This is a genomic window from Gordonia prachuapensis, assembly GCF_036350515.1.
GTDB classification, from domain to species: domain Bacteria; phylum Actinomycetota; class Actinomycetes; order Mycobacteriales; family Mycobacteriaceae; genus Gordonia; species Gordonia prachuapensis.
The window spans coordinates 311,944-335,062 of record NZ_JAZDUE010000001.1; the positions used below are offsets into that span (position 1 = coordinate 311,944).

Here is a 23,119-nt window from a genome sequence, read left to right on the forward strand (position 1 = left end):
GACACCAGACACCTGGAGCCACACTGAATGTCGAGCGATCCGTACGTGCCGGTGACAGACCGGTCGATCATCACGACCCTGTGGCCGGTCTTGTGTGCCGCGATCGTCGGCCTTGTCCCGTTCACCGTCTACTCGACCTACCTTGTCCCGATCGCGGACTCGGTCTCAGCGGACACCGCCGCGGTCGGAACGCTACGCGGGCTGGGCGGCGTCGCCGCGTTGGTGACCGCGATCGTGTTCGCCCCGTTGCTCATCCGCTGGAGACCGACCACGGCCGCCGCGACGAGTTTGGTGTTGCTGGCGCTGGCTGCGGTAGTCGGGACGATCCCCGCGCTCGCGGCGTTGGCGACCTTCTGTCTGGGGATCGGCGTGGCCACCGCCATGCTGCTTCCGGCGCTCCTGACGACCGCGACGAGTACGTACACCGACACCAGGGACGGTGGACGTGCGGCAACCATGGTGACGTCGTGCCAGACACTCGCCGCCGTGATGGCCGCACCGGTGATCGGGGTCCTCGCGGTCTGGACGGGTTGGCGCGGAGTGCTGTGGGTCACGGCGGGACTGGCCATCCTGATCGCCCTCTACCTCGTCATCCGTTTTCGATCGGCCGAGGGTGCACCGGCATCGGCCATCGGATACTGGGCAGCCTTCCGCCGGATTCGTGCGCGCCCGGACCTGCTCGCACTCATCGGTATCGCGGCACTGCGCACGGCGTCGTTCATGGGCTATCTGGCGTTCCTCGCAGCACGCTACGACAGCCGATTCGACATGTCGGCGGGCACGTTCACTCTCGTGTGGACACTCAGTGGGGCAAGCTTCTTCGTCGGCAACTTCTACGCGGGACGGTGGCTGCGTCGGATCGACACCGCCGGTCGCACGCCGGCGATGACCGTCGTGGCGAGCCTCGCTGCCGTAGTGGCGGCCGTGCTGGTGGTCTTCACCACGGATGTACTGATGGTTGCGCTCGGGGCGACGGTCGCCATGGGAGTAGGTCACGCGGTCATCGCAGCTCAGGTCACCACGCTCATCGCCCACCGCGGTGGCGAGGTGACCGCAACGGCATACTCACTCAACGCGGCCGGCATGAGTTTCGGTGTGTTCGCGGGGGCGACGATCGGTGGTGTCGGTCTGAGCGTCGGCGGGAGCCTCGGGCTCGGGATCGCACTGGCGGTCCCGGTCGTTGTCGCGGGTGCCCTGGTCCCCGTTGCGATGATGGACGGAACCGGACCACAGCGGTTGTGAACTGGGCGACAACGGGATCACCGACGTCGGTGATGGGCCGCGGGTGCCCAGGCAGACACCGGCGGCCCGACCGCTACGAGACCCGGTAGCGGATCAGTCGAGAACTGTTGAGCACCACGGCAACCGACGACGCGTTGTGCAGGATCGCGGCGAGGACGGGCGACAGTGCGCCGCCCGCGCCGATGGCCAGGCCGATCGAGTTGACCGCGATCGACATGCCATAGTTCTGGCGGATCACCTCGACGGTGTGGCCGCCGAGGTCCCGGATGTCGAGCAGTTTGCGAAGGTCGTCGCCGGCCAACGCGATGTCCGCGGTCTCCACGGCAACGTCGGTGCCCGCGAGGCCCATCGCGATACCGATGTCGGCGGCGGCGAGTGCGGGCGCATCGTTCACGCCGTCGCCGACCATGGCCACGACGTGGCCGAGCGCCTGCAGTTCGCGGACGACGGCGAGCTTGTCGTCCGGGGTGACCTCGGCCGCCCAGCGATCGATTCCGAGCGCATCGGCGATGGTCGCGGCGGTGACGGGGTGGTCGCCGGTGAGCATGGCGATCTCCGTGACTCCGTCGGCGCGGAGGGCGTCGAGAACTGTTCTCGACTCGGGCCGCAACTCGTCGGAGAGACTGACCAGGCCGACGAGGTTCCCGTCCACTGCGAGCAAGAGCGGTGTCTCGCTGTTTCTGCGCAGTTTGTCCACCCAGTCGAGGGCATCCTGGGCGATCGCCACGCCGTGGTTCTCCAGCAGCGACGGATTACCCAGGAGCAACACCCGGCCGTCATCGGCGCGGGTACGCATGCCGAGTCCGACGATGACCTCACACTCGGCGTGCGTGGGGATCTCGATGTGGCGTTCCTCGGTGGACCGGATCACCGCCTCGGCCAGCGGGTGTCGGGAGTGGATCTCCGAACTCGCCGCGTGAGCCAGGATCTGCTCGGGCTGCCACTCGTCGGAGAAGGACACCACGTTGGTGACGATCGGGCGTCCGACGGTGAGGGTGCCGGTCTTGTCGAAGACGACGGCGGAGATGCGGCTGGACTCCTCGAGGTGCGAACCGCCCTTGATCAGGATGCCGCGGCGGGCGCCGTTGCCGATCGCGCCGCTGATCGCCGTCGGGGTGGACAGGCCCACCGCGCACGGGCAGGCGATCAACAGCATCGTCATCGCCCGGCGTAGATCCCGGGTGACCAGCAGTGTCAGTGCCGACATCGCGAAGGATGCGGGCACGAATCGGCGCGAGAAGTTCTCGCCGACGGTCTGGATCGGTGCGCGGTCGCGTTGCGCATCTTCGACGCGGGTGATGATGCGACCGATCGCAGTATCGGCGCCGACGGCGTCCGCGGCGACCACGATCCGACCGGTCATCACCACCGAACCGGCCTGCACCCGGTCGCCGACGCGCTTGGCAACCGGCAGGTTCTCGCCGGTCAGTGCCGATTGATCGACCACCGCCTCACCGTCGACGATCTGGCCGTCGACGGCCACCGCGACCTGTTCGTGCACGACGACGTGATCGCCGACGTGCAGCGCATCGATCGGTGCCTGCACCTCGGTGCCGTCGTCGAGCCGGACCCATGCCGTGTCCTGGGTGCCGCGCAGCAGGTCCGAGATGGCACGGCGCGTCCGCCGCAGCGTCAGATCCTGCAGGAACTCGCCGATGTTCAGCAGCCACAACACCGTCAGTGCCACCACGTTCTCGCGGAGCAGCAGACTGGCGATGGTCGCCGCCGACACCAACGCGTCGGTGCCCGCACGTCCACCGCGCAGGGAGCGCAGCGCACCCTTCAGGAACGGATAGCCGGAGAAGACGGTGATCCCGGTCGCCGCGGTGCGGGCGGTAGGCCCGAGTAGCGGCGGGTGCCGGAACACATACCGGCGTACGCCGAGCAGGACGAGTGCACCCGCGCCGATGCCCATCCGCAGCAGGTCACTGTTGGTGATCTCCGCCGAGTGCGGGGCGCGGTCGGGAAGGTTGTCGGGATCGGCAAGAGTAGCGGCCTCGATCGCGTGGACGACCGCGGTACGGTCGGTGCCCTCGCGAAACCAGATGACCACCGAAGCCGTCCGGGGGTATGCGTGGACGGCACGCACGCCGTTGACGCGGGCAACGCTCTCCTCGACGGCCACCGCTCGCAGGTCTGCTGTCCGCCGGTCCGAGATGCGCAGCCACGGGACGGTCACGCGCAGCCGGCCGGCCGCATCGGAGCGTGTGACGATGTGTCCGGCGGGGGCGTCCGAGTCGTCGAGGCCGGCGGGTATCGTCACGCTCACCGGTCAGTGTTCGTGGTCGTGGGCGACTGCCGCGCCGGGTGGCGTGGATTCCTCACCGAGCCGTCCCTTGGCCTCGGCGACTATGTCGGAGGTGTTCAGGCGCACCGACTCGGCGACTTCCTCGGCCTTACGGGTCCCACGAATACCCCAGGTCGTCGCGACGACCGCACCTTCGCGCAGCGGGGCCTTCCGTATCACGGTGCGAGCCACATCGTAGGCGGCGGCTCCGACCAGACCGGTGACGACCGTGGATCCCGCCTTGGCGAGCAATCCGTGAATGGGCACTGGTGTCCTCCTGAACAAGATCGATGACGAGCTCGGCACGACTGGCGACAACGCTACTCCGGCCGCGTCGGTTCGGCTCCGGAACTCACGCCGCCTCGGCGCCGACTTCAGCCCTGACGTGCCTTGAAACGCGGATTCGACTTGTTGATTACGTAGATCCGTCCCTTGCGTTTGACGACCTGCGAACCGGGCTGGTTCTTCAGCGATCGGATCGACGAGCGCACCTTCATTGAACTACCTCCTAAGTGGAAACGATTTCCATTAGAGCACGTCGGGTCTGCGAGTCGGAAATCGATGCCATCAAGCGGTAGCGTGGGGGAGCGACCGGACGTCGCTTGCGCCTCGCGGAGGCAGGCAGGTCGCGAACTGCCGACTGACACATCGACTATGAACTGGGCCAACACGATTCGATCCCGCACCTTGATCGGCGCCAAGGACAATGCCTGGACGCTGGTTCTGGTGCTCGCCGCGGTCGTGGTCACCGTTCTCGTCCTGTCGCAGTTGGCAGGCACGGCGGGGCAGACCCGAGCCGACGATCAGGAGTCGGACCCGGGCGAGACCAGCTCGGTCGGGTCGATCCCCATGGCTACCGTGGTCGACTGCGCGGGCAACACCGACCCGCGCTTGGTCAAGGTGAGTCTCGGCGAGCAGAGCCTCGCGCTGTGCGAGTACGACACCCCGGTCGGCTACTCACCGGTGACGACCGGGCGCGTGGGCTTGGGCGACGGCACGCCGCTGGGCACCTGGCACATCAACAGCCGGGAAACGGATCGTCATCTGAGCGGCTCCGACTACCGGGTGTTCGTGAACTATTGGCTGCCGTTCTTCGGCGACTACGGCTTCCACGATTCGTCGTGGCAGAAGTTCGCCTACGGGGATACGGCGCGGTATCAGACCCAGGGCTCACGAGGGTGTATCCACGTCCCGAGGCCGGCGATGGACGAACTCTATCGCTGGGTGGACGTCGGAACGACGGTGACGATTCTGCCCTGACCGCGGGTCAGAGCAGGTATGTGCGGGTCATCGCCTTCCACAGGTCCAGGTGCGGATCCGTGGTGGGATCGCGACGGTCGATGAGGTAGGTGGTGGCCACGCCGCGCATGCTCGACAGCAGGAGCGGGTACAGCTCGGGATACCGTGGGCGTGAGGTCAACTCGGACCCGAGGAAGCCGGCGACGGCACCCCGGACGGTGGGCCCGAGTCGTCGCTCGGTCGGTACCAGGGCGCCGCGTAGCTGTTCGTTGGTTCGCGCGGCGATCCACAGCTCCATCGACGCGACGAAGTAGGGCTGATGGAAGGTCGTCCAGCCGAGGTCGATGGCGGGGCCGATCCGTTCGGCCGGATCGGCGGGCCACTCGACCTGGGAAGGCATCTCCGCGATACGGGTGCGGGCGAGATGATCGACAGCTGCCATGAACAGTTTGTCGCGCGACGGGTAGTGGTGCAGGAGGCGCCCTCGACTGACCCCCGCCTCGGCCTGGATCGCGAGGGTGCTCGCCTGTGCGTAGCCGCGGTCGACGAGGACCCGGATCGCGGCGTCGAGGATTCGGGTACGCGTGCGGTCACCGCGATCCTGCGTGGCCGCGACGTCACGCGACGACTCCTGCGACGTAGGGTTCACCCGGCGATCCTACTGTCCCGATCGGCCGCGGCCACCGTGCGCCGGTCAGAAGTCGAGGAAGTGTGGCAGGCCGGCACGATAGCGATTGCGGTCCTCGGCTTTGATCGGATCGAGCATCGGCAATTCCCACAGCGGGAACACCGGCGCCGCTGCGGCGGGGCTGTCCGCCGCGGCGAGAATCGCATTGGCGGCCCGGCGGCCCGCTTCATTGGCGCCCTCCATGGTGGCGAGGTCGATGTTGGTGCGGACGTGGTCGCCGCCGATGAAGAAGTTCGGGATCTTCGTATACGCCTGGGGGCGATGCTGATACGAACCGGCTGTGTTGACCATCAAGGGTGTCGCGTTCGCGATCTGCGGCGACCAGGTGATGCCCGGATCGAGCGACCAGGTGACCAACTCCTCGTCGCGGAGGATGGGCTTGCCGCCGGAGTTCATCGCCCGTTTCATCTGGGCCCACACCTCGGCGGCGATCTCCCGCTTGGTGCAGCGTTTGGCGGGCTTGCCGTACAGAATGCCCGGCTTCTCCCACTCGGATATGTCGATCGACAGGCAGTCCCGGACGCGGCCGTCGCCGTAGGTCGTGGCGAAGTCGACGTTCCATGGCCGCGCCTGGAAGAGCCCGGTCAACGCCCACGGCGTGCCCAGAGCGGCGATGTGGCTGGGCGGCAGGTCGGTTCGCCGGGACAGGAAGTATTGGATGCCCACCATCCAGTCGTCCTGCAGGCGACGGATGCCGGCCAGTGAGGGGTCGGCGTTCACCAGGGATGGTGTGAGGAGCGGCTTGAGCCGGTCGATGGGCATGGCCGCGATGTACCAGTCGGCGGTCACCGTGGCGCCTGAGGCGAGGCGGGCACCGGAGATCCGGCCGCCGGAGACGGAGAAGTCGGCCACCGCCTCGTTCATCACGAATTGCACGCCGCGGCCGCGCAGGTACCGCACCCAGGGATTGATCCAGGCATGGCTGGTGGGCGCGTTGAGGATTCGGTCGACGCCGCCGCTCACCAGGTCTGTGCCGTACTGGCCGATGAGGCCGGTGGCCGAGGTGGCCAGGGCGAGTCCGATCTGGCCGATCGTCCGCGCCGATGCGGTGTGCGACTTCGCCGCCACGAGTGCGCGCGTCAAGGCGCCGGCCAGATACCGTTGGTAGGCAGGTGATTTGCCGTTGGCCTTGACGAACTGCATCCAGGACTGTTTCTCCCACTGGCCGAGTCGTCGTTCCTCGCAACTCGTCGCGATGATCAGTTCGCGGGTGACGAAGTAGGCGAGTTCATGCGGCGGGACGTCGACGATGAACCGCAGGCCGGTGGTCAGCGCGTTGCGGAGGTTGTCGAGGGTCAGGATCGCCGGGGCGTGGTCGGCGAAGCCGATCAGCGATGTCGGGGCCGTCGCCGGGGCGTAGCCGGCGTCGTCGAAGGCGATGACGGCGGTTTCGACGTTGATCAGGTGCCGGTCGCGGACGTTGCCGCCGCCGGCGACGGGGATGCGCTCCATCGTGTCCGGAACATGTTGGTAGCAGCCGGGAAAGAAGCGGAAACCGTGTTCGCCGGGCAACGGCAGCCGTCCGCCGCGCGCGGTGCCGGGAACGTCGTGACTGAACGCCTTGCCGCCGAGGTAGGACGGCTCGTAGACGGTGACCTGGAATCCGCGCTCGATGAGCTCCTGGGCGGCCGCCAGTCCGGACATGCCACCGCCGAAGATGGCGACCTCTCGTCCTCGGCCTCGACCAGGCGGCGGTACGGCCCGCGCCGACGGCGCCGACACGTTGGGCATCGTCACCGCGGTCCCGGCGAGCACCGCCGCGGCTCCTGCGCCCTTCAACGCAGATCGTCGGGAGAAAGCGCTCTGGTTCTCGTCCATGGTTCCCCGTCCCTTCGCAAACCAGTCAGCTCTGACTGATGTGATGTGTACCACTGTTGCGCAGGGGTCTGGGACTGATTGGCGAAATCGTCTCGAAAAACTTGGTCGACCGACCCATTCGGTGCTGCCGCGGGGATCTACTCGGGGTTGCGCTCCAGGAACGGCGCGACCAGGTCGGGGGAGACGGCCCTCATCACTCCGGTGGACGCCGCGGGCTCGAGGTCCACCATCGCGTACGACTCGGAACCGGCCGCGGTTGCCAGGGACAGGGTCTCCACGCCTCGTCGACGCTGGAAGAACGATGCGCGCGACGCCCAGCCGACGGTCCTCGCACGGTCCACCACATATCGGTGGCGCGCAATCCGCGGCGGACTGATCACCACAGACCGCTCCGTGAGTCCGACGCCGAGGTGGTTGTACCGGACCACGCCAAGCATGGTGGAGGTGGCCGCGATCAGGATGCCGAGCACCAGCCATGGCCAGGTCAACGGGCCGGCCACCAGGACCGCTGCGACCGCGGCGACGATGACGCCTGCCCACAGGCCGCGGGTGATCCGCCGCGACCATGCGCCGGGACCGTGACGACGCAATGGCATGGTCAGCTCGTCGCCCACCCCGCCTCCGAAGTCGTCGTGGGCGACGAGTCGGCCCACCCGGACGACTTCGGAGGCGGGAGCCGGCGGCAACAGCAGCGGATGCTTGTCGTGCCCGGTGGCGATGGCGTAGAGGCGGGCACCGCGCAACGGCCTCATCAGCACCGGCTCGTGGGTGTGCACACCGCGGATACGGTTCTCGTCGAGGCTGGTCGCGTTCGTCGTGAGCAGCCCACGGCGGATCCGCAAGGTCCCGTCATCGAGATTGCGGGTGAGGGTGAAGTTCCAGTAGGAGAACAGGTATCCGCCGACGGACAGTGCGACGCCGATCGCGAGAACGGCCACCACGGTCACCACGACGAGGAGTGCGACCGGTACGCCCTGCAAGCGGTCGCCGACGTCGGAGACCACTGAGGCGCCGCGCTCGTAGAGATCTGCTTCGTTGGCCACCTGCGCGGCGAGACCGCCGATCGCCGCGGCTGCGGCGAATCCGGTCAGCGAGAACGGGGAGTACCGAAGCCAGGACCGCTGCAGCCGGGCCAGTTCCTGCGGCGGCGTCATCTCGACGGGCGCATCCTCCGGTTCGGCGTCGCGAGCGGTGATACGGGTCGCGGTGGCCATCAGGTTCCCGTGCAGCAGGTTCGCCTCGGCCGTGGGGATGGCGTTGAGTTCCACCACCGACGACTCCTTGTCGCCGCCGGTGCCGATCCGTACCTTCGTGAGCCCGACGATGCGGTGGGCCGGTGACGCGGTCAGGTCGACGCTGCGGATGCGGTCGCGTCGCGCGGTCGCGACCTTGCGGGTGAGCACCCCCGATCGCACCCGCACGTGCTCGTCGGTGACCTGGTAGCGGGTGACCAACCACGGCACCACGCTGACCAGTGCGACCACCACGATGCCGATGATGATGGCCAGGTCGGGTGCGCCCCGACCGGCGAAGACGATCGCGATCAGCAGCGGGATGAGTTGGGGCAGCTGCTCGATGGGTTTGACCGCGATCATCCACGGCGACAGCCGGTGCCACTGCCCGGGGGCATCGGGGTGGTCGACGGCCTGGTCAGGTCGCGTCATCGTCGTGGGCCTGGGTGCGTTCGGTGAGGTCGGCGGCTGTCCGGCGCGCCACATCGGCGTCGAGCCCGACGATCCGGATCGTGCCCGCCGACGATGCCGTGGTGACAGTGAGCGTGGCGAGGTTGAGGAGCTGTTCGACCGGGCCGGCGGCCGTGTCGACCACCTGGATGCGGGCGATCGGGATGATCACGCGGCTGCGGACGAACCAGCCCGCCTGCGTGTACACCGCGTCGTCGCTGATCTCCCAGCGGTGGAAGCGGTACCGCCACGCCGGTACGACGAGCACGTAGAACGCGGTGAGCATGACCGTGAGGATCGCGGCGCCTAATGCGATCCACCGTTGCGGCGACGGGATGAGCGCTGCGACCACCACGGACGCGGCGAGGATCGGCAGCCCGGCGAGCAAGGGCGTCAACCGCCACATGGTGACGGCGCGTGGGTCGACCTGATGGGCGGGTTCGCGCAGCAGCGCAGGTGTGGATGCCATGGCACCCGACAGTCTACGAATCCGCTCCGCCGATGCCGACCGACGCGGCGTCGATCGTCACCCAATCGGGGTACTTGGCCGACCGGGTGTCCCCGGACGACCGACCGCGCAGCCGGCGGATCATCCACGGCGTCAGATGGCTTCGCACGAACCGCAGATCGTTGACAGCCCGCGGGACGCGCGAGGTCACGGTGGGGCGCTCCGGAACCGGCACGGTGTGTACGCCGAGTGTCCGCAGTACCTGTGCGGCGACCCGCTGATGTCCGATGGGATTGAGATGGAGGCGGTCGTCGGACCAGTACGCCGGGCGACGGATCTCGTCGTCGTGGAACATGTCGACGAACGTGATGTCCTCCGCGGAGGCCAGCGACGAGATCTCCGTGGTCAGGTACTCGCCACGTGCGCGGATCTTGTCACGGAACGGGAGGCCTCCCGACGGATCGGCGCCCGCGAGCAACACGACCTCGATCCCGGCGTCGCGGCAGCGCCGTACGGCGGTCCGGGTGAGGTCGATCAGTCCGGCGAGGTCGATCCCGCGGCGCAGCATGTCGTTGCCGCCGCCGTTGAAGGTCAGCAGGGTCGGGAGGGGATCGAGCGCCAGTGCGGCGTCGATCTGGTCGGTGGCGATCGGCGCCAGCAGCCGGCCCCGCACCGCCAGATTGGCGTAGTCGATGCCGCCGTACTCGGCGGCCAGGTCGGCCGCGACCAGATCGGCCCACCCCTGCACCTGGTCGCCGGCGAGATCGCCGCCCACACCCTCGGTGAAACTGTCGCCGACCGCGACGTAACGCATTGTGCTCCTGTAGCTCTCGACGCCCTGTTGTGAATGGGCGGTGTCTACGTGACTGTCACGCCGCCGTCGACGGCGACGGTCTGGCCGGTGACATATCCAGACGCGGCCGAAGCCAGCCAGATGGCGGTCGCGGCCAGTTCCTCACCCTGACCCATGCGGCCGAGGAGGACCCGCGGCAGCTGACTCTCGAGGTAACCGTCGTGGTAGGTGTCGGTCATCTCGCTCGCGAAGAAGCCCGGGGCGATGGCGTTGACGCGGATACCTTTTCGCGAACCCCATTGCTGGGCGAGGTCGCGGGTGAGGCCGATGACCCCGGCCTTGCTCGCGGCGTACGCGGCCTGTGGGAGACCGGCTGTGGTGATGCCGAGCACGCTCGAGATGTTGACGATCGTGCTGCCCGGTTGCATGACGCGACCACACGCCTGCGCCATCCAGTACGAACCGTTGAGGTTGACGTCGATGACCGAGCGGAACTGCTCGGGCGTCTCGCGGGTCGCGGGAACCGCTGTGCCCACACCGGCGTTGTTGATCAGGATGTCTACTCGTCCGAAGGTCTCCATCGCGGCGTCGACGACCGCCTGGCACTGGTCGGGGTCGGCGACATCGGCCGGGACGCTGAGCGCCTTGCGGCCCAGGGCTTCCACTGCCGCCGCGGTGTCGGCGAGTTTCTCGGCGCGACGAGCCGCCAGCACGACGTCGGCGCCGGCCTCGGCGAAGCCCTTGGCGAACGCGACACCGAGACCGGAGGACGCTCCGGTCACGACGACGACCTTGTCGGTCACGCTGAACAGATCCATCACGGACATGAAACTCCTCTGTCTCCTGGGGGGGGTCACCTGCGCTGGTCAGAACCAGGCGGGGTCGGTGTCGAGGGTGGTGCGGTCGAGCGCTGCGACCAGGTCCAGCTGCGTGCGGGTCTTCGGCAGTTCGTACCGGAAGAAGTACCGCGCCGCGGCACGCTTGCCGTCGTAGAAGTCGCCGGTCCGATCGCTTACGGCGAGAAGCTGTTCGAGCCACATCCAGGCGATCACGATGTGTCCTGCGGCCTCCAGGTAGGCGGTGGCGTTGGCCAGCGCGACGGCCGGATCGCCGGTGGACCAGGCGGTGGCGGTGGTGGTCGCGAGGTGGTCGACGGCGGTGCGCAGTTGCTCGGCGAGTGCGGCCGTGTCGGCGTTGCCCGAGGCGTGTTCGACTGTCGCGCCGATGGTCTCGGCCAGCAGTGCCAATCCGGCGCCGCCGGACATCACGACCTTACGGCCGAGTAGATCGAGTCCGTGGATCCCGTGCGTGCCCTCATGGATCGGGTTGAGCCGGTTGTCGCGGTAGTACTGCTCGACGTCGAATTCCTTGGTGTACCCGTACCCGCCGAGCACCTGGATCGCGAGACTGTTGGCCTCCAGGCACCACTGGGACGGCCAGCTCTTGGCGATCGGCGTGAGGACGTCGAGCAGGAGGCCGGCGCGTTCGTGGTCGTCGCCGGTGCTGGTCTGCTGGATGTCGACGAGCTTGCTGCAGTACAGGCCCAGCGCGAGAGCGCCTTCGACATAGGACTTCTGGGCCAGCAGCATCCGCTTGACGTCGGCGTGCTCGATGATGGGTACCGGCTTGGACGCCGGATCTTTCTGGTCGACGGGGCGACCCTGTGCGCGTACCTTCGCGTACTCCAGGGAGGCCTGATAGCCGGCGTATCCCAGTGAGGTGGCGAGGAATCCGACACCGATCCGGGCCTCGTTCATCATCTTGAACATGTAGGAGAGACCGCGGTGCTCGTCGCCGACCAGGTATCCAACTGCTCCGGGCTCGGTTGTCGGGGAATGGGTTCCGTCACCGAAGTTCAGGAGCGTGTTGGTCGTCGCGCGGTTGCCCATCTTGTGGTTGAGGCCGACGAGCGCGACGTCGTTGCGGGTGCCGTCGGCGAGGTACTTGGGTACCACGAACAGTGAGATGCCCTTGACGCCGGGGCCGCCGCCCGGGGCTTTCGCGAGGACGAGATGGACGATGTTCTCGGACAGTTCGTGGTCGCCGGCGGAGATCCACATCTTGGTGCCGGTGATCCGGTAGGTGCCGTCGGCCTGCGGCTGCGCCTTGGTGGTGATGTCGGCGAGTGACGACCCGGCCTGCGGCTCCGAGAGGCACATGGTGCCGAAGAAGCGGCCCTCGACCATCGGCCGCACCCAGGTGTCGATCTGTTCGCCGCTGCCGTACTCGGCGAGGAGGTTGGCGTTGCCGACGGTCAGGAACGCATACGACGACATGGCGGCGTTGGCTGCCTGGAACCAGGCGCTCGATGCGCGGTTGACCACCGTGGGCAGCTGCATGCCGCCGAGTGCCTCGTCGAAGGAGCCCGCCATGAGACCGGCCTTCACGTACTCGTTGATGCCGCTTTCGACCTCGTCGGGCAGCACGACCTTTCCGTCGTCGCCGACGTACGGTTCGTTCTGGTCGCCGAGCTTGTTGGCCGGTGCGAACAGCTTGGTGGCCAGGTCCTCGCTGAGGTCCAGTACGGCGTCGAAGGTCTCGCGGGAGTGCTCCCGGAACCGCTCGCGGGTGGTCAGCTCCTCGACGTCGAGCCATTCGTAGAGCAGGAACTCGAGATCGCGACGGGAGAGTGGGGCGGCCATGGAACTCCTTCGTCAGCCAAACGGTCGCTCATTTCTAAGCGCTCGCTTATGATGCACCGTACGGGGTGATCCGGTCAATGGGACCGAGGTCGAGGGAGGTGTCCGATGACCGTGACGCGCACCGGCGAGTCCGCCGCGGCCGAACGTATCCGACAGGCGGCGATTGCATCGTTCGCCGAGGTCGGCTACGGCGGTACCTCCACCCGGCAGATCGCGAAGCGATTGAACATGAGCGCTGCCGCGATGTACCCGCACTACCGGTCGAAGGAAGAGTTGCTCTACGCGATCGCGCTGGACGGTCACCGAGGGGTCCTGGCGGCGATGCGGGCGGTCGATGACAGTGACCTGCCCGACAGCGAACGATTGCGCGTCGTCGTCGAGGAGTTCGCTCGGTGGCAGGCCGAGCACCACGAGCTTGCGAAAGTCGTGCAGTACGAATTGCACGGCCTGACCCGCGAGCATTACCGGACCATCACGGCCATCCGGCGCGAGACCACCGAGGTGCTGGCCGAGATCGTGCGACGCGGGATCGCCTCCGGCGAGTTCACGGTCGGTGCCGCCGACGATGCCGTCCTCGCGTTGTCGTCGTTGTGCGTCGATGTGTGCCGATGGTTCCCCTCACGCACCCACCGCGATCCCGTCGTGCTGGGACGCACCTACGGAGACCTGGCCATCCGAATGGTCCGCTGACCCGCGCCGACGGAACCCGAGATCCCGCCGACAGAACCCGTCGTCGGCCTGAGTGAATCCTCAGGCTCTCCGATGTGCCTGTGCAGATGCTCGCACCGCGGAGTCTCGATGCGGAGGTCACGGTCGATCGCGATGCTGTCGACGAAGTTCTGGGTTCCGTCGGCGCATTTTCGGGTTCTGTCGGCGGGATTCGGGGTTCTGTCGGCGGGGGGGCGAGGCGGCTGTGCGCTATCCCGTCGGCGTGGCGCCGAACGAACCCGACGGCAGTAGGGGCTCGTTCATCCGGGGTGCGTACTGGTCGAAGTAGACGCGCGCGATGAGTTCCCGGCGGCTGCGGACGCCGGCTTTGTCGAAGATGGACTTGAGGTGGTCCTGCACCGTGTAGGCGGAGACGTGCAGGGTCGTGGCGATGTCCTTGGTCGCCACGCCTTGCAGCACCATCTGGGTGACGTCGCGTTCGCGGGAGGTCAGGCCGAACGCCGCGACGACGAGGGGCACGATCTCGGGTGGTCGGGCCTCTTCGATGGTGACGACGACCTCGCCGACGCGGCCATCGGTGTTCGACAGTGGGGAGGCGTGCACCACCAGCCACATACCGGACGCACCACGAACCCGTAGTCGGGGAGGCACGTTCGTCTCGCCCCGGCCGTAGCGGCGGGCCGCGCCGACGAGAGCGGTGATGACCGACGTCGCGGCGCCACTGTTGTTGCCCGCCAACAGGTCGTCGAGGCGACCATCGGTTCCTGCGCTCATCTGGATCACCTGGTCGCAGCCGTCGACGATGAGCACACTGGGGCCGGACGGCTGCGTTTGCGGCTCGGCGATCACGGTGGCCAGCAGGCCGGTGCGCACCCCTCTCGCCAGCGGCTGGGACACCGTGCGCAGGAAGTCGACCTCGTCGGTCGTGAACGCCGACGCGCCGGTTTCGCGGAAGATGGCCAGCGCACCCCACACCTGCTCGCCGTCGCGCAGGATGACGCGTGCCTCGTCGGTGAAGTCGAAGATCGGCGCCATGAACTCGGCCATCCGGTGCGAGCGGCGGGTCTCACCGGAGGTCAACTGGTGCATGCCGACGGCGTCGACGCCCGACATCGCGAGTTCCCGGAACGACGACGACTCGGTCATCCCGTACTCGATCAGGCCCCACTCGTCGTCGTGGTCGTTGCGACCGAGGAGGCTGCCGTATTTCCGTGCGCCGGTCAGCAGCAGCGTGTTCGGGTCGACGGTGGCCATGCACGCCGCGGCGTGGGGGACCGCTCGGGTGATTGATTCGACGGCCTCACCGATGAAGTCGCACACTCCGAGCCCGGCGCGGGCGAGCACGTCGACATCGCTGCGCACCCGCTCGGCAGCCAGACTTCGCGTCATGCGATGATTCTCCGTTTCTGCAGGTCATCTGTCCATCCCAGATAAGTGGGGGACGCGCCCCGGTCGTGCAGATGGGCCGCGGGACATCCCCGCGACCCATCCGCAGTTGGTTCACCCGATCCGCGTGAACATCCCGTCGGGGTCGTGCCGACGCCGGATCTCGGCGAGCCGGGACCAGTCGTCGGCAGACCACAGCGTGGACAGTTCGGCGGCGGGGGTCTGGCCCGCGAAGTTGAGGACACCCGAGGTCGCCCATGGCGCGACCGCACCGTTGACCGCCGCCACGTGCGCCGGCGCCTGATCGCCCAGCGGGCCGGCCGGCACCCCGACGGCGAGCAATCCGTAGGCGGCCCCGCGCCCGGTCACCGCGTTCTCCACTCCTTGCGGTCTGACCAGTTCGCCGCCCAGTAAACGGATCTCGATGATGGCCAGCGGGCTCGGCACCTGCGGTCCGGCGACCGCCAGCAGCGCGTCGACCGCCTGAGCGGGTAGGTCGGCCAGGCCACATCCGCGTTCCATGCTCGGCAACGGGCCGGGCGGGTCCATGTGCACCGCATCCATCGCCGCGACCGGCATCACGTCGACGTTCTGCAGCAGCACCGGGCCGGCGTCGCGCATCGGGGCGAGCAGCTGGGCGCCCACCGCGGGGTCGCCGGTGTAGGTGAAACGCAGGTGCACAGCGGTCTGTCCCTGCAGCGGCGGCGGCAGCGTCGGGTCCGGCGGTAGCCGCAGGATGGCGATCGAGGTACCCGCGGCGTCGGGCAGCGACGGTGCCCACTCCCGCCACGCGTGGAGCACCTCTGCGGCGGCCGCGCCGGCGAAGAAGATGCCGCCACCGTAGATCGTGGCGAGTTCGACGAGGTCGAACTCGATGGCGGTGACGATGCCGCAGCCGTCCCGTCCGCCGAGCAGCGCCCAGAACAGGTCGGATCCGGCGCCGGCGTCGACGGTGCGGATGGTGCCGTCGGCGGTCACCACCTCGATGCGGCGGACGCGGTCGGCCGCGAAGCCGAACTGCCGCCCGAGCGGACTGAGACCGCCGCCGAGCGTGTAGCCGACCACCCCGACCGACGACGACGAACCGACCAGGCCGGTCAGGCCGTGGGGTGCGGTCGCCGCGAGAACATCACGCCACCGCACGCCGGCTCCGACCCGGGCGGTCTTGGCGACCGAATCCACGTGGAGGTCGGTCATCCGGGAGGTGGTGATGGTGAGGTAGCCCTGGCCGTCGATCACCGGGCCGTGCCCGGTGGCGCGTACACCGACACGCATGCCGTTGGCCCGGGCGTATCGGACCGCCTCGGCGACATCCGCGGCGGACGTGGCGCCGACGACGAGCGCCGGAACGGGGACGCCGGCGACATTGAAGCCCGCCAGTTCGGCGGCGAAGTCGGCGTCATCGGGCGTCAGGACCGGGCCGGCGACGACGGCGTCGAGCTGTGCGACGGCCGCGGTGGTCGACGGCGGGGTGTGTTCTTCGGGGGTGGTGAGGGACATGGATTTCTCCTGTGAGATGGGTTGGGGGAGTGGGGTGTGGATGCTGGTCTCGATACGCGCTCGGCTAGCGAGAAAGGGGTGCTCGGCCGGCGGAAGAGAGGTCTCGATACGCGCTCGGCTAGCGCCTCGCGCTACTCGACCAGCGAAGAAAAGGGGCGCCACTACTCGCTAGCCGAGGGCGTATCGAGACCTCGGACGCTCAGCGCCCGGCCTGCGCCGTGATCTCGATGGCGAGGCCCGGCAGGGCGAGGGCGGCGACGCCGATCAGTGCGGCGGGAGGGGTGGCGCCATGCGCGTCGAGGCGTTCGGTCAATGCCTCGTACGCGGCGAGTGTCGCGGGGATGTCGGTCGAATAGATGGTCAGCATGAAGACGTCGGCGAGCGTCATGTCCGCCGTCGCGAGGATCTCCTCGATGTGGTGCATCGCCAGCGAGAGCTGCGCTCCGACGTCACCTTCATGCAGAACGGTGCCGTCGTTGTCGACGGAGGCCTGACCGGCGATGGTGAGGACCTCGCGCGGCGCCGGCCGCAACTGCGCATGGTCGAAGCGGAACTGGGCGTTCCAGCGGGACGGGTTGATTCGTACGGTGGTGGGTGTTGGTGTGCTCATGTATCGAGATTCGCCCGTGTGCACAACATTTCCCATCCCGCGTCGCCGGGAACTTCCTCACCCAGAATTCTGGGGGTGGGTCCGACGTCAGATCTGGGCCGCGCCGCGATCAGCGGGCGGCGACACCCTCCCAGGTGATGTCGCCGTGGTCGGAGCCGAGCCCGGTGGCGACGATTCCGGCCACCGCACAACCGATTTCGGCTGCCTCGAGCAGGCTCCGGTCATGACCTCGCGCGGCGATGAAGCCCGCCGAGAACGCGTCGCCGCACCCGCTGGTGTCGACGACGACGACCTCGCGGGCGGCGGCGTGCTCGGCGTCGTCGGCGGTCACCACGTACGCACCGTCGGCGCCTGCGGTGGGTACCACGCAGGCGACGCCACGGTCGATGAGCCGTCGGCAACCCGTGACGAGGTCGTCCTCACCGGTGAATCCGCGTACCTGGTCGTCGTTGGGGAGCAGATAGTCGAGGTGGGGCAGAACCGGTTCGATCCAGGCGAGCAGGCCGGGGTCGCCGTCGGCGAGGATGTCGGCGGAGATCGTGGTGCCGGCCGCCCGGATGTCGGCGAGCAACGGCGCCAGTTCCGGCGGATTGAGGAGTTCGGGGGCGCCGATGTGGACGTGATCCATCCCGGTCAGCAGCTCGAGCGGGGCGTCACCGAGAGGGTAGGCGAGATTGGCGCCCGGCTGGTGCAGCGCCGGTCGGTCACCGTTGCTGCGGATGGGCAGCATGCTCATCGACGTCGGCTGTCCGACTCGCACCAGATGGCTGGTGTCGACCCCGAATCGGGCGAGCATCGTGACGAGCAGATCGCCGGGATCGTCGGCGCCGATCGCGCCGACCGTGTGGGTGTCGACGCCGAGCTTGGCCAGGGTCAGCGCGGTGCCACCGGCAGGTCCGGCCGCCGACATCCGGATGCTCTGGACGAGGGCCGCGCCCTGCCCGTCGGGGATCTCGTCGACGGGTTGTGCGAGCACGTCGAGGACGTGGGCACCGAAGGTGGCGACTCTCATGCTTTCCTCCTGGGGAACGGCGAGTAGTGGCGTTGCGTCGCGGTCACGATCACCTCGACGATGTCGTCGTGGGTCAGTGTCGCCGGTGGTGCGACGGCCGCGGATCGCAGGTACACGTCGGCCAGCCAGTCGACGAGTTCGATGCGCTCGCAGGCCATCTCGAGGTCGTCTCCGAACGCCACCGAGCCGTGGTTGCGCATCAGTGCGGCGGTGCGCTCCGACAGCGCTGCGGTGACACCGTCGCGCAGCTCGTCGCTGCCGAACACAGCGTAGGGCGCCACGCGGATCGTCCCGCCGAGCATTGCCGCGGTGTAGTGGACGACGGGCAGTTCGTCGACGATGTTGGCGACCGCGATCGACGCGACGGGATGGGCGTGCGCCACGGCTGTCGCGGCGGTGTGTCGGTAGACGTCGAGGTGGATGCGAAGTTCAGAGGTCGGGGCGTACTCGGTGTCCCCGACGATCACGCCGTCGAGATCGACCACGACCATCTGTTCGGGCGTGACGTCGGCGAGCCGGGAACCCGACGGTGTCAGGATGACGTGGTCGCCGACGCGGACCGAGAGGTTCCCGCCGGACCCGTGGGTCATCCCGGCGCGATCCAATCGGTGCGCCGCAGCCGCCAGATCCGTTCGCTCCTCGGTGAACCGCACGTCGGTGAGCGTACGGCACACCGGGTGCCCGCGAGGTGGTGGCGGTGCATGCCGGCACAGTGCTCGCGGTCGTCCGAACGAACGAACTCCGGTGATCGTGGAACCGCCGCGCGGGCATGTGCGTCCAAACTCCGTCGAGGGCACACGGATGGGAGCGTCATGCGAGCAGCGAGTCTCACAGATCTACGGCAGATGATCAGGCCGCGCCTGGTGGCGGGTTTTCACGAGCTCGGTGAACTGGAGTCGGACGCGCGTGATTGGGCCGAGGACACCGGCGGTTCACCCGACGAAGCCGTGGCCGCGGTGCAGGACATGTGGGCCGTTCGCGCCGCCGAGGAGACCGACTGGCCCGACACCGGAGACTACGGCCGGCTGCGCGCGGCGTTCGACGAGCTCGACGACATCGGGGTCCTCGCCCGGATGAACTACGCCTGCTGTGCGCGCTGCGCGACCGCTCTCATCGACGAGGAACGCACGCCTGCGCCCGATCGGGCCGACTGGTACAAGTTCCGCGAGTGGGCGTATGTGTTCTTCGACGAACAGGACGCCGAGCACCTCGCCGACGACGAGCCCCTGCTGCACCTCACCTACAGCGGGTTCCGCCCGCACGAATCGTTGCCGGATTCGGTGCTCGACGCGATGTCCGACGGCGACGCCGACGCCGAGCACCTCGCCTACGAACAGACGGAGACGTTGCTGGCCGAACAGATCGTGGATGTCCTGCGCAGACATGACCTGGACGTCGAATGGTCGGGCTCGCGCTTCGATGCCATCGGCGTCCGGATCACCGCGTGGCGAAAGCCGTTGCCGCAGAACGCCATGTCGTGATCACGGGGTCACACGTCGATGCCGAACTCCTTGATCTTCCGGTAGATCGTCGCCCGTGAGATACCCAGCGCGGCCGCGGCGGTCGGCTTGTTGCCGCCGTTCTCCTCCAGACTGCGAACGATGGCGTCGCGCTCGAGTGCCTCGATCCGCGTGAGGGTATGGCGGCTCAGCGTGCGACACGACGGCGGGAGCTGGTTGACGTCGATCACGCCGGAGCGTTGATGGCTCACCATCTCCCGCAGGATCTGTCGGAGTTCGGCGATGTTCCCGGGCCAGCTGTACTTGCTGAGCTGACGCATGGCCGCCGACGAGACGGTGAGTTCGCGTCCGCGCGTCAGCTGGCGCAGCAGCGTCGGGATCAGGTCGTGGAGGTCTTCGATCCGGTGCCGCAACGGCGGTATCGGGACGGTATGGGTGAAGAACGGCAACAGGATCGCTGCCGCGTCGGCTTCGTGCAGCGCATCCACGGTCACCTCGCCGACCGTCACGCCCACCCAGCCCGCGCCTTCGCGGCCTTGGAGCATGTCCGCGATGTGTGCCAGCGTCGGCCCGTCGAGGGTGTCGATGTCGCGCAGGACGACACTGAAGTCGTCGCGGTCCAGTTCCGCGTCGAGCGCATCGAGCGATTCCGGTACCCGCAGATCCGCACCCGTGAACACCCGGACATTGCCTCGGGTGAGCGCCGCGCCGGCCCGCAGCACGGTGGACCGTCCGGTGCCGGTCTCGCCGGATGCCGCGATCCACTCTCCGTCTCTGGTGTAGCGGACCACGCGATCACAGGACTGCCGCCACGACGAGCTCCGGCCGACGACGCCGGGGAGCGCCGAACCACGTCGCCGCTGCGTCGCCGCCGGTTCGAATCGGTCGTGGCCGTCGATGAGGTGAACGTGGAAGATCGCCATGCCCGCGGAGGCATCCCAGTACTCCGGCACCGGGGAGAGCCGAGCGACGCGGCCGCTGGCCATCGTGCCGACCCGTCGGGACATCGTTGCGTCGACGGTCTGATCGACCGCGTGCTCGAGTAAGGAGATCTGATCCTGCGGGTCGATGGCCAGCCGCAACCGCTGATTCATCAGGACGACCTCGCCCGCGATGGCCAGCACCATCATCTGCGGAGCGCGCCGACAGGTGGCCAAGTAGGCGTTGAGCAGCCGTGACTCGCGTTCGCTTGCCTGAGACAGCATGCGTTGCTCGATCTGCGCGGTCGCCGACTTCGCCAACGACAGCAACAACGGACCGCCGTCGTCGGCCAGCCCGGTGAGGTCGAGAGCGCCGACGCACGCCCCGGATACCGGGTGCACGATCGGCACGCCCGCACAGGACAGGTCGGCGAGGACCCCGGCGTAGTGTTCGGACCCGCGGACCAGAGTGGCCTGGCGATTCTCCAGTGCGGTTCCGATCCCGTTGGTGCCGGCGTGTTCCTCGCTGTAGCTGTAACCGGGAGCCAGACTGACGTCGTCGAGCATTCGTCCCAGCGGCCGGTGCGCGGTCGCCCTCGAGAGCACGACCCCGTCGGGCGATGTCAGGATGATGCTGACCGGCTCCGCACTCAGGTCATCGGCCAGCTGCCGGATGACCGGCCTTGCCGCGGTGACGAGCGGACTCTCGAGATTGGGCTCGCGGACGAACGGCAACTCGAGGCGGTCGGCATGCACGTTGAAGGCCCGGGATCGGCGCCACGAGGTGGAGATGCTGTCCCGAACTCCGGCGGCGATGTTGTCGTCGGACAGGAAGCGTTCACGCGCCGTCGCCATCGCGGTGGGCGTGCCGGACTGTGAAGTGGGCTGAGAACTCACAGAAAACGAACTCCCTTGTGATGTGGATCTCACATCGGTCACGAGTCTAACCGAGCTCGGCGGCCCGGAAGGGCCGGTCGCGATCAACGCCGCGAACGCTGTCGTTCGGATCACGACCGGCCCAGCTCATCGGGGAACAGCGGATCAGTAGATGTTCGAGGGCCTCACCATCCCCTCCGCGAGATCGCCGAAACCGGGCGCGTCGATCGCACCGGGATTGCCGAGAACCTCCTCGACCACCGCTGTCTCGGTGGTGATCAGCAGGGCGGCGATCGACGCGGCACTCTCCAGTGCAGCCCGCGTCACCTTGCACGGATCGATCACCCCTTCGTCGAACATGTCGCCGTATCCACCGGTGAGGGCGTTGAACCCGTGCCCGATCGGCAGACCCGTCACGACCTTGACGACCTCGTCTCCGTCGAATCCGGCGTTCGTCGCGATCCAGAACAGCGGCTCGGCCAGAGAGCGCCGCACCACGTCGATGCCCACCGCGTCGTCCCTCATGTCCCCGTCACCGTCGGCGGTGAGGGATTCGAGTGCCCGGTGCGCCTGGGCGAGGGCGGTGCCGCCGCCGGACACGATCCCGGCCTCGACGGCCGCTCGCGTGGCAGCCAGCGCGTCCTCGACGCGGAGCATGCGTTCCTTGAGTTCGACGCTGGTGACGCCCCCGACCCGGATCACCGCGACTCGACCGGTGAGCCGGGCGACCCGGAGCTCCAGACTGTCGCGGTCGGCATCGATGCGCGCCCGACCGAACTGTGCCTCGAGCTGCCCGACTCGTGCGTCGACCATCGACTGGTCGCCATGCGCGCCGACGATCGTGGTCTCGTTCTCGGTGACCGTGACCCGGTCGCAGGTGCCCAGAAGCTCGAGCGAGACCTCCGAGAGCTCGAGTCCGGTGTCCTTGGCGATCACCTGCCCGCCGAGCGCTATCGCGAGGTCCTCGAGTTCGGCGACCCGCCGGTGTCCGAAACCGGGGGCTCGCACCACCACCGATTGCATCGTCTTGTGCATGTTGCCGCCGACCAGCAGTTGCAGGGCAGGACCGTCGACCTCCTCGGCCAGGACCAGCAGCGGCCGGTCGGCACGCTTGGCCGACTCGACGGCGGGCATGATCTCCTGCACCGAGGTGATCTTCTTGTTCGTCAGCAGCACGACCGGGTTGTCGAGGACGGCCTCCATGCGTTCGTGGTCGGTGACCATGTAGCCGGAGATGTAGCCGTGGTCGAACTCGATCCCGTCGACCACGTCGACGGACAGTCCGAGGGCGTCGCTCTCCTCGGTGGTGATCACACCGGTGCGGCCGACATGCTCGACAGCCGACGCGATCACCGCGCCGATGACCTCGTCGTCGCTGGCGGCCAGACTGGCGATCCGTTCGAGATCGGCGCGGCCGCCGATCTGCACGGCCTGATCGGTCAGCGCGTCGATCACGGCGGCGACCGCTCGTTCGATACCGCGGCGGACGCGCATCGGGTTGGCGCCCTGATCGACGGCACGTAGGCCTTCGCGGACCATGGCCTGCGCCAGCACCGTGGCGGTGGTGGTGCCGTCGCCGACCACCCCGTTGGTCTTCATGGCGACTTCTTTGACCAACTGGGCGCCCATGTTGGCGAAGGGATCTCGCAGTTGGATCTCCCGGGCGATGGTGACCCCGTCGTTGGTGATGGTGGGTGGGCCGGTGAGCTTCTCGAGGACCGCGTTGCGGCCCTTCGGTCCGAGGGTCACCTTGACTGCGTCTGCCAGGGCGTTGACGCCCCGTTCCAGCCGTAGCCGCGCTTCGGCGTTGTAGCGCAACTCTTTGGCCATGGTGTCACTGCCTTTCG

General features: G+C 68.1%; 21 protein-coding genes. 4 read left to right on the plus strand and 17 right to left on the minus strand.

Annotated features, from left to right (window positions below):
• Positions 1–27 precede the first annotated feature (27 nt).
• Positions 28–1,242 (plus strand): MFS transporter, encoded by a 1,215-nt coding sequence (locus V1Y59_RS01335; protein ID WP_330503026.1) that lies wholly within the window; start codon positions 28–30, stop codon positions 1,240–1,242.
• Between the two features lie 73 nt (positions 1,243–1,315).
• Here V1Y59_RS01335 and V1Y59_RS01340 read toward each other — a convergent pair whose 3' ends face one another.
• The 3 genes from V1Y59_RS01340 to ykgO form a co-directional block, all read right to left on the minus strand.
• Positions 1,316–3,505 (minus strand): heavy metal translocating P-type ATPase, encoded by a 2,190-nt coding sequence (locus tag V1Y59_RS01340; protein WP_330503230.1) that lies wholly within the window; start codon positions 3,503–3,505, stop codon positions 1,316–1,318.
• Between the two features lie 9 nt (positions 3,506–3,514).
• Positions 3,515–3,796: a DUF1490 family protein gene (locus V1Y59_RS01345; protein WP_330503027.1), complete on the minus strand. Its 282-nt coding sequence runs from the start codon at positions 3,794–3,796 to the stop codon at positions 3,515–3,517.
• Positions 3,797–3,903: 107 nt separating this feature from the next.
• Positions 3,904–4,026, minus strand: a complete 123-nt coding sequence (gene ykgO / locus V1Y59_RS01350) for a type B 50S ribosomal protein L36 (RefSeq protein ID WP_330432590.1) — start codon at positions 4,024–4,026, stop codon at positions 3,904–3,906.
• A 157-nt stretch (positions 4,027–4,183) separates the two neighbouring features.
• Between ykgO and V1Y59_RS01355 the strand changes: the two genes are divergently transcribed.
• Positions 4,184–4,789 carry a L,D-transpeptidase gene (locus V1Y59_RS01355; RefSeq protein ID WP_330503029.1) on the plus strand — a complete coding sequence of 202 codons (606 nt, stop codon included), beginning with the start codon at positions 4,184–4,186 and terminating at the stop codon, positions 4,787–4,789.
• Positions 4,790–4,796: 7 nt separating this feature from the next.
• Here the strand turns inward: V1Y59_RS01355 and V1Y59_RS01360 are convergent, their stop codons facing one another.
• The 7 genes from V1Y59_RS01360 to V1Y59_RS01390 form a co-directional block, all read right to left on the minus strand.
• The gene (locus tag V1Y59_RS01360) at positions 4,797–5,417 is read right to left on the minus strand and encodes a TetR/AcrR family transcriptional regulator (RefSeq protein WP_330503030.1); all 621 of its coding nucleotides are present in this window, start codon (positions 5,415–5,417) and stop codon (positions 4,797–4,799) included.
• A gap of 45 nt (positions 5,418–5,462) precedes the next feature.
• Entirely contained in the window at positions 5,463–7,274 is a 1,812-nt protein-coding gene (locus V1Y59_RS01365) for a hydroxysqualene dehydroxylase (RefSeq protein WP_330503031.1), read from the minus strand.
• 137 nt (positions 7,275–7,411) lie between these two features.
• Positions 7,412–8,938 carry a PH domain-containing protein gene (locus V1Y59_RS01370; RefSeq protein WP_330503032.1) on the minus strand — a complete coding sequence of 509 codons (1,527 nt, stop codon included), beginning with the start codon at positions 8,936–8,938 and terminating at the stop codon, positions 7,412–7,414.
• Complete coding sequence (locus V1Y59_RS01375; protein ID WP_330503033.1) at positions 8,925–9,425, minus strand: PH domain-containing protein; 501 nt, start codon at positions 9,423–9,425, stop codon at positions 8,925–8,927. Before V1Y59_RS01375 ends, V1Y59_RS01370 begins: the two co-directional genes overlap by 14 nt.
• A 13-nt stretch (positions 9,426–9,438) precedes the next feature.
• Entirely contained in the window at positions 9,439–10,218 is a 780-nt protein-coding gene (locus V1Y59_RS01380) for an SGNH/GDSL hydrolase family protein (protein WP_330503034.1), read from the minus strand.
• A 44-nt stretch (positions 10,219–10,262) separates the two neighbouring features.
• On the minus strand, positions 10,263–11,024 hold the full coding sequence (locus V1Y59_RS01385; RefSeq protein WP_330503035.1) for an SDR family NAD(P)-dependent oxidoreductase: 762 nt from the start codon (positions 11,022–11,024) through the stop codon (positions 10,263–10,265).
• A 39-nt stretch (positions 11,025–11,063) separates the two neighbouring features.
• Entirely contained in the window at positions 11,064–12,839 is a 1,776-nt protein-coding gene (locus V1Y59_RS01390) for an acyl-CoA dehydrogenase (protein ID WP_330503036.1), read from the minus strand.
• Between the two features lie 105 nt (positions 12,840–12,944).
• Here V1Y59_RS01390 and V1Y59_RS01395 point away from each other — a divergent pair, with 105 nt between their 5' ends.
• On the plus strand, positions 12,945–13,529 hold the full coding sequence (locus tag V1Y59_RS01395; RefSeq protein ID WP_330503037.1) for a TetR/AcrR family transcriptional regulator: 585 nt from the start codon (positions 12,945–12,947) through the stop codon (positions 13,527–13,529).
• Between the two features lie 228 nt (positions 13,530–13,757).
• On the opposite strand, the gene V1Y59_RS01400 is transcribed toward V1Y59_RS01395, so the two are convergent.
• The 5 genes from V1Y59_RS01400 to V1Y59_RS01420 all read right to left on the minus strand — a co-directional run bounded on the left by V1Y59_RS01400 (position 13,758) and on the right by V1Y59_RS01420 (position 18,669).
• A complete protein-coding gene (locus V1Y59_RS01400) occupies positions 13,758–14,897 on the minus strand; it encodes a LuxR C-terminal-related transcriptional regulator (protein ID WP_330503038.1) in 1,140 nt (379 codons plus the stop codon).
• A gap of 111 nt (positions 14,898–15,008) precedes the next feature.
• Positions 15,009–16,394: an FAD-binding oxidoreductase gene (locus tag V1Y59_RS01405; RefSeq protein ID WP_330503039.1), complete on the minus strand. Its 1,386-nt coding sequence runs from the start codon at positions 16,392–16,394 to the stop codon at positions 15,009–15,011.
• Between the two features lie 199 nt (positions 16,395–16,593).
• A complete protein-coding gene (locus tag V1Y59_RS01410) occupies positions 16,594–17,004 on the minus strand; it encodes a RidA family protein (RefSeq protein ID WP_330503040.1) in 411 nt (136 codons plus the stop codon).
• A 109-nt stretch (positions 17,005–17,113) separates the two neighbouring features.
• On the minus strand, positions 17,114–18,016 hold the full coding sequence (locus V1Y59_RS01415) for a carbohydrate kinase family protein (protein WP_330503041.1): 903 nt from the start codon (positions 18,014–18,016) through the stop codon (positions 17,114–17,116).
• Positions 18,013–18,669: a class II aldolase/adducin family protein gene (locus tag V1Y59_RS01420; protein WP_330503042.1), complete on the minus strand. Its 657-nt coding sequence runs from the start codon at positions 18,667–18,669 to the stop codon at positions 18,013–18,015. Before V1Y59_RS01420 ends, V1Y59_RS01415 begins: the two co-directional genes overlap by 4 nt.
• Before the next feature lie 159 nt (positions 18,670–18,828).
• Between V1Y59_RS01420 and V1Y59_RS01425 the strand changes: the two genes are divergently transcribed.
• Entirely contained in the window at positions 18,829–19,497 is a 669-nt protein-coding gene (locus V1Y59_RS01425) for a DUF6891 domain-containing protein (protein WP_330503043.1), read from the plus strand.
• A gap of 8 nt (positions 19,498–19,505) precedes the next feature.
• Here the strand turns inward: V1Y59_RS01425 and V1Y59_RS01430 are convergent, their stop codons facing one another.
• Both V1Y59_RS01430 and groL read right to left on the minus strand, forming a co-directional pair.
• Positions 19,506–21,251 (minus strand): sigma-54-dependent Fis family transcriptional regulator, encoded by a 1,746-nt coding sequence (locus V1Y59_RS01430; protein WP_330503231.1) that lies wholly within the window; start codon positions 21,249–21,251, stop codon positions 19,506–19,508.
• Positions 21,252–21,437: 186 nt separating this feature from the next.
• Complete coding sequence (gene groL / locus V1Y59_RS01435; protein WP_330503044.1) at positions 21,438–23,102, minus strand: chaperonin GroEL; 1,665 nt, start codon at positions 23,100–23,102, stop codon at positions 21,438–21,440.
• Positions 23,103–23,119: the final 17 nt, after the last annotated feature.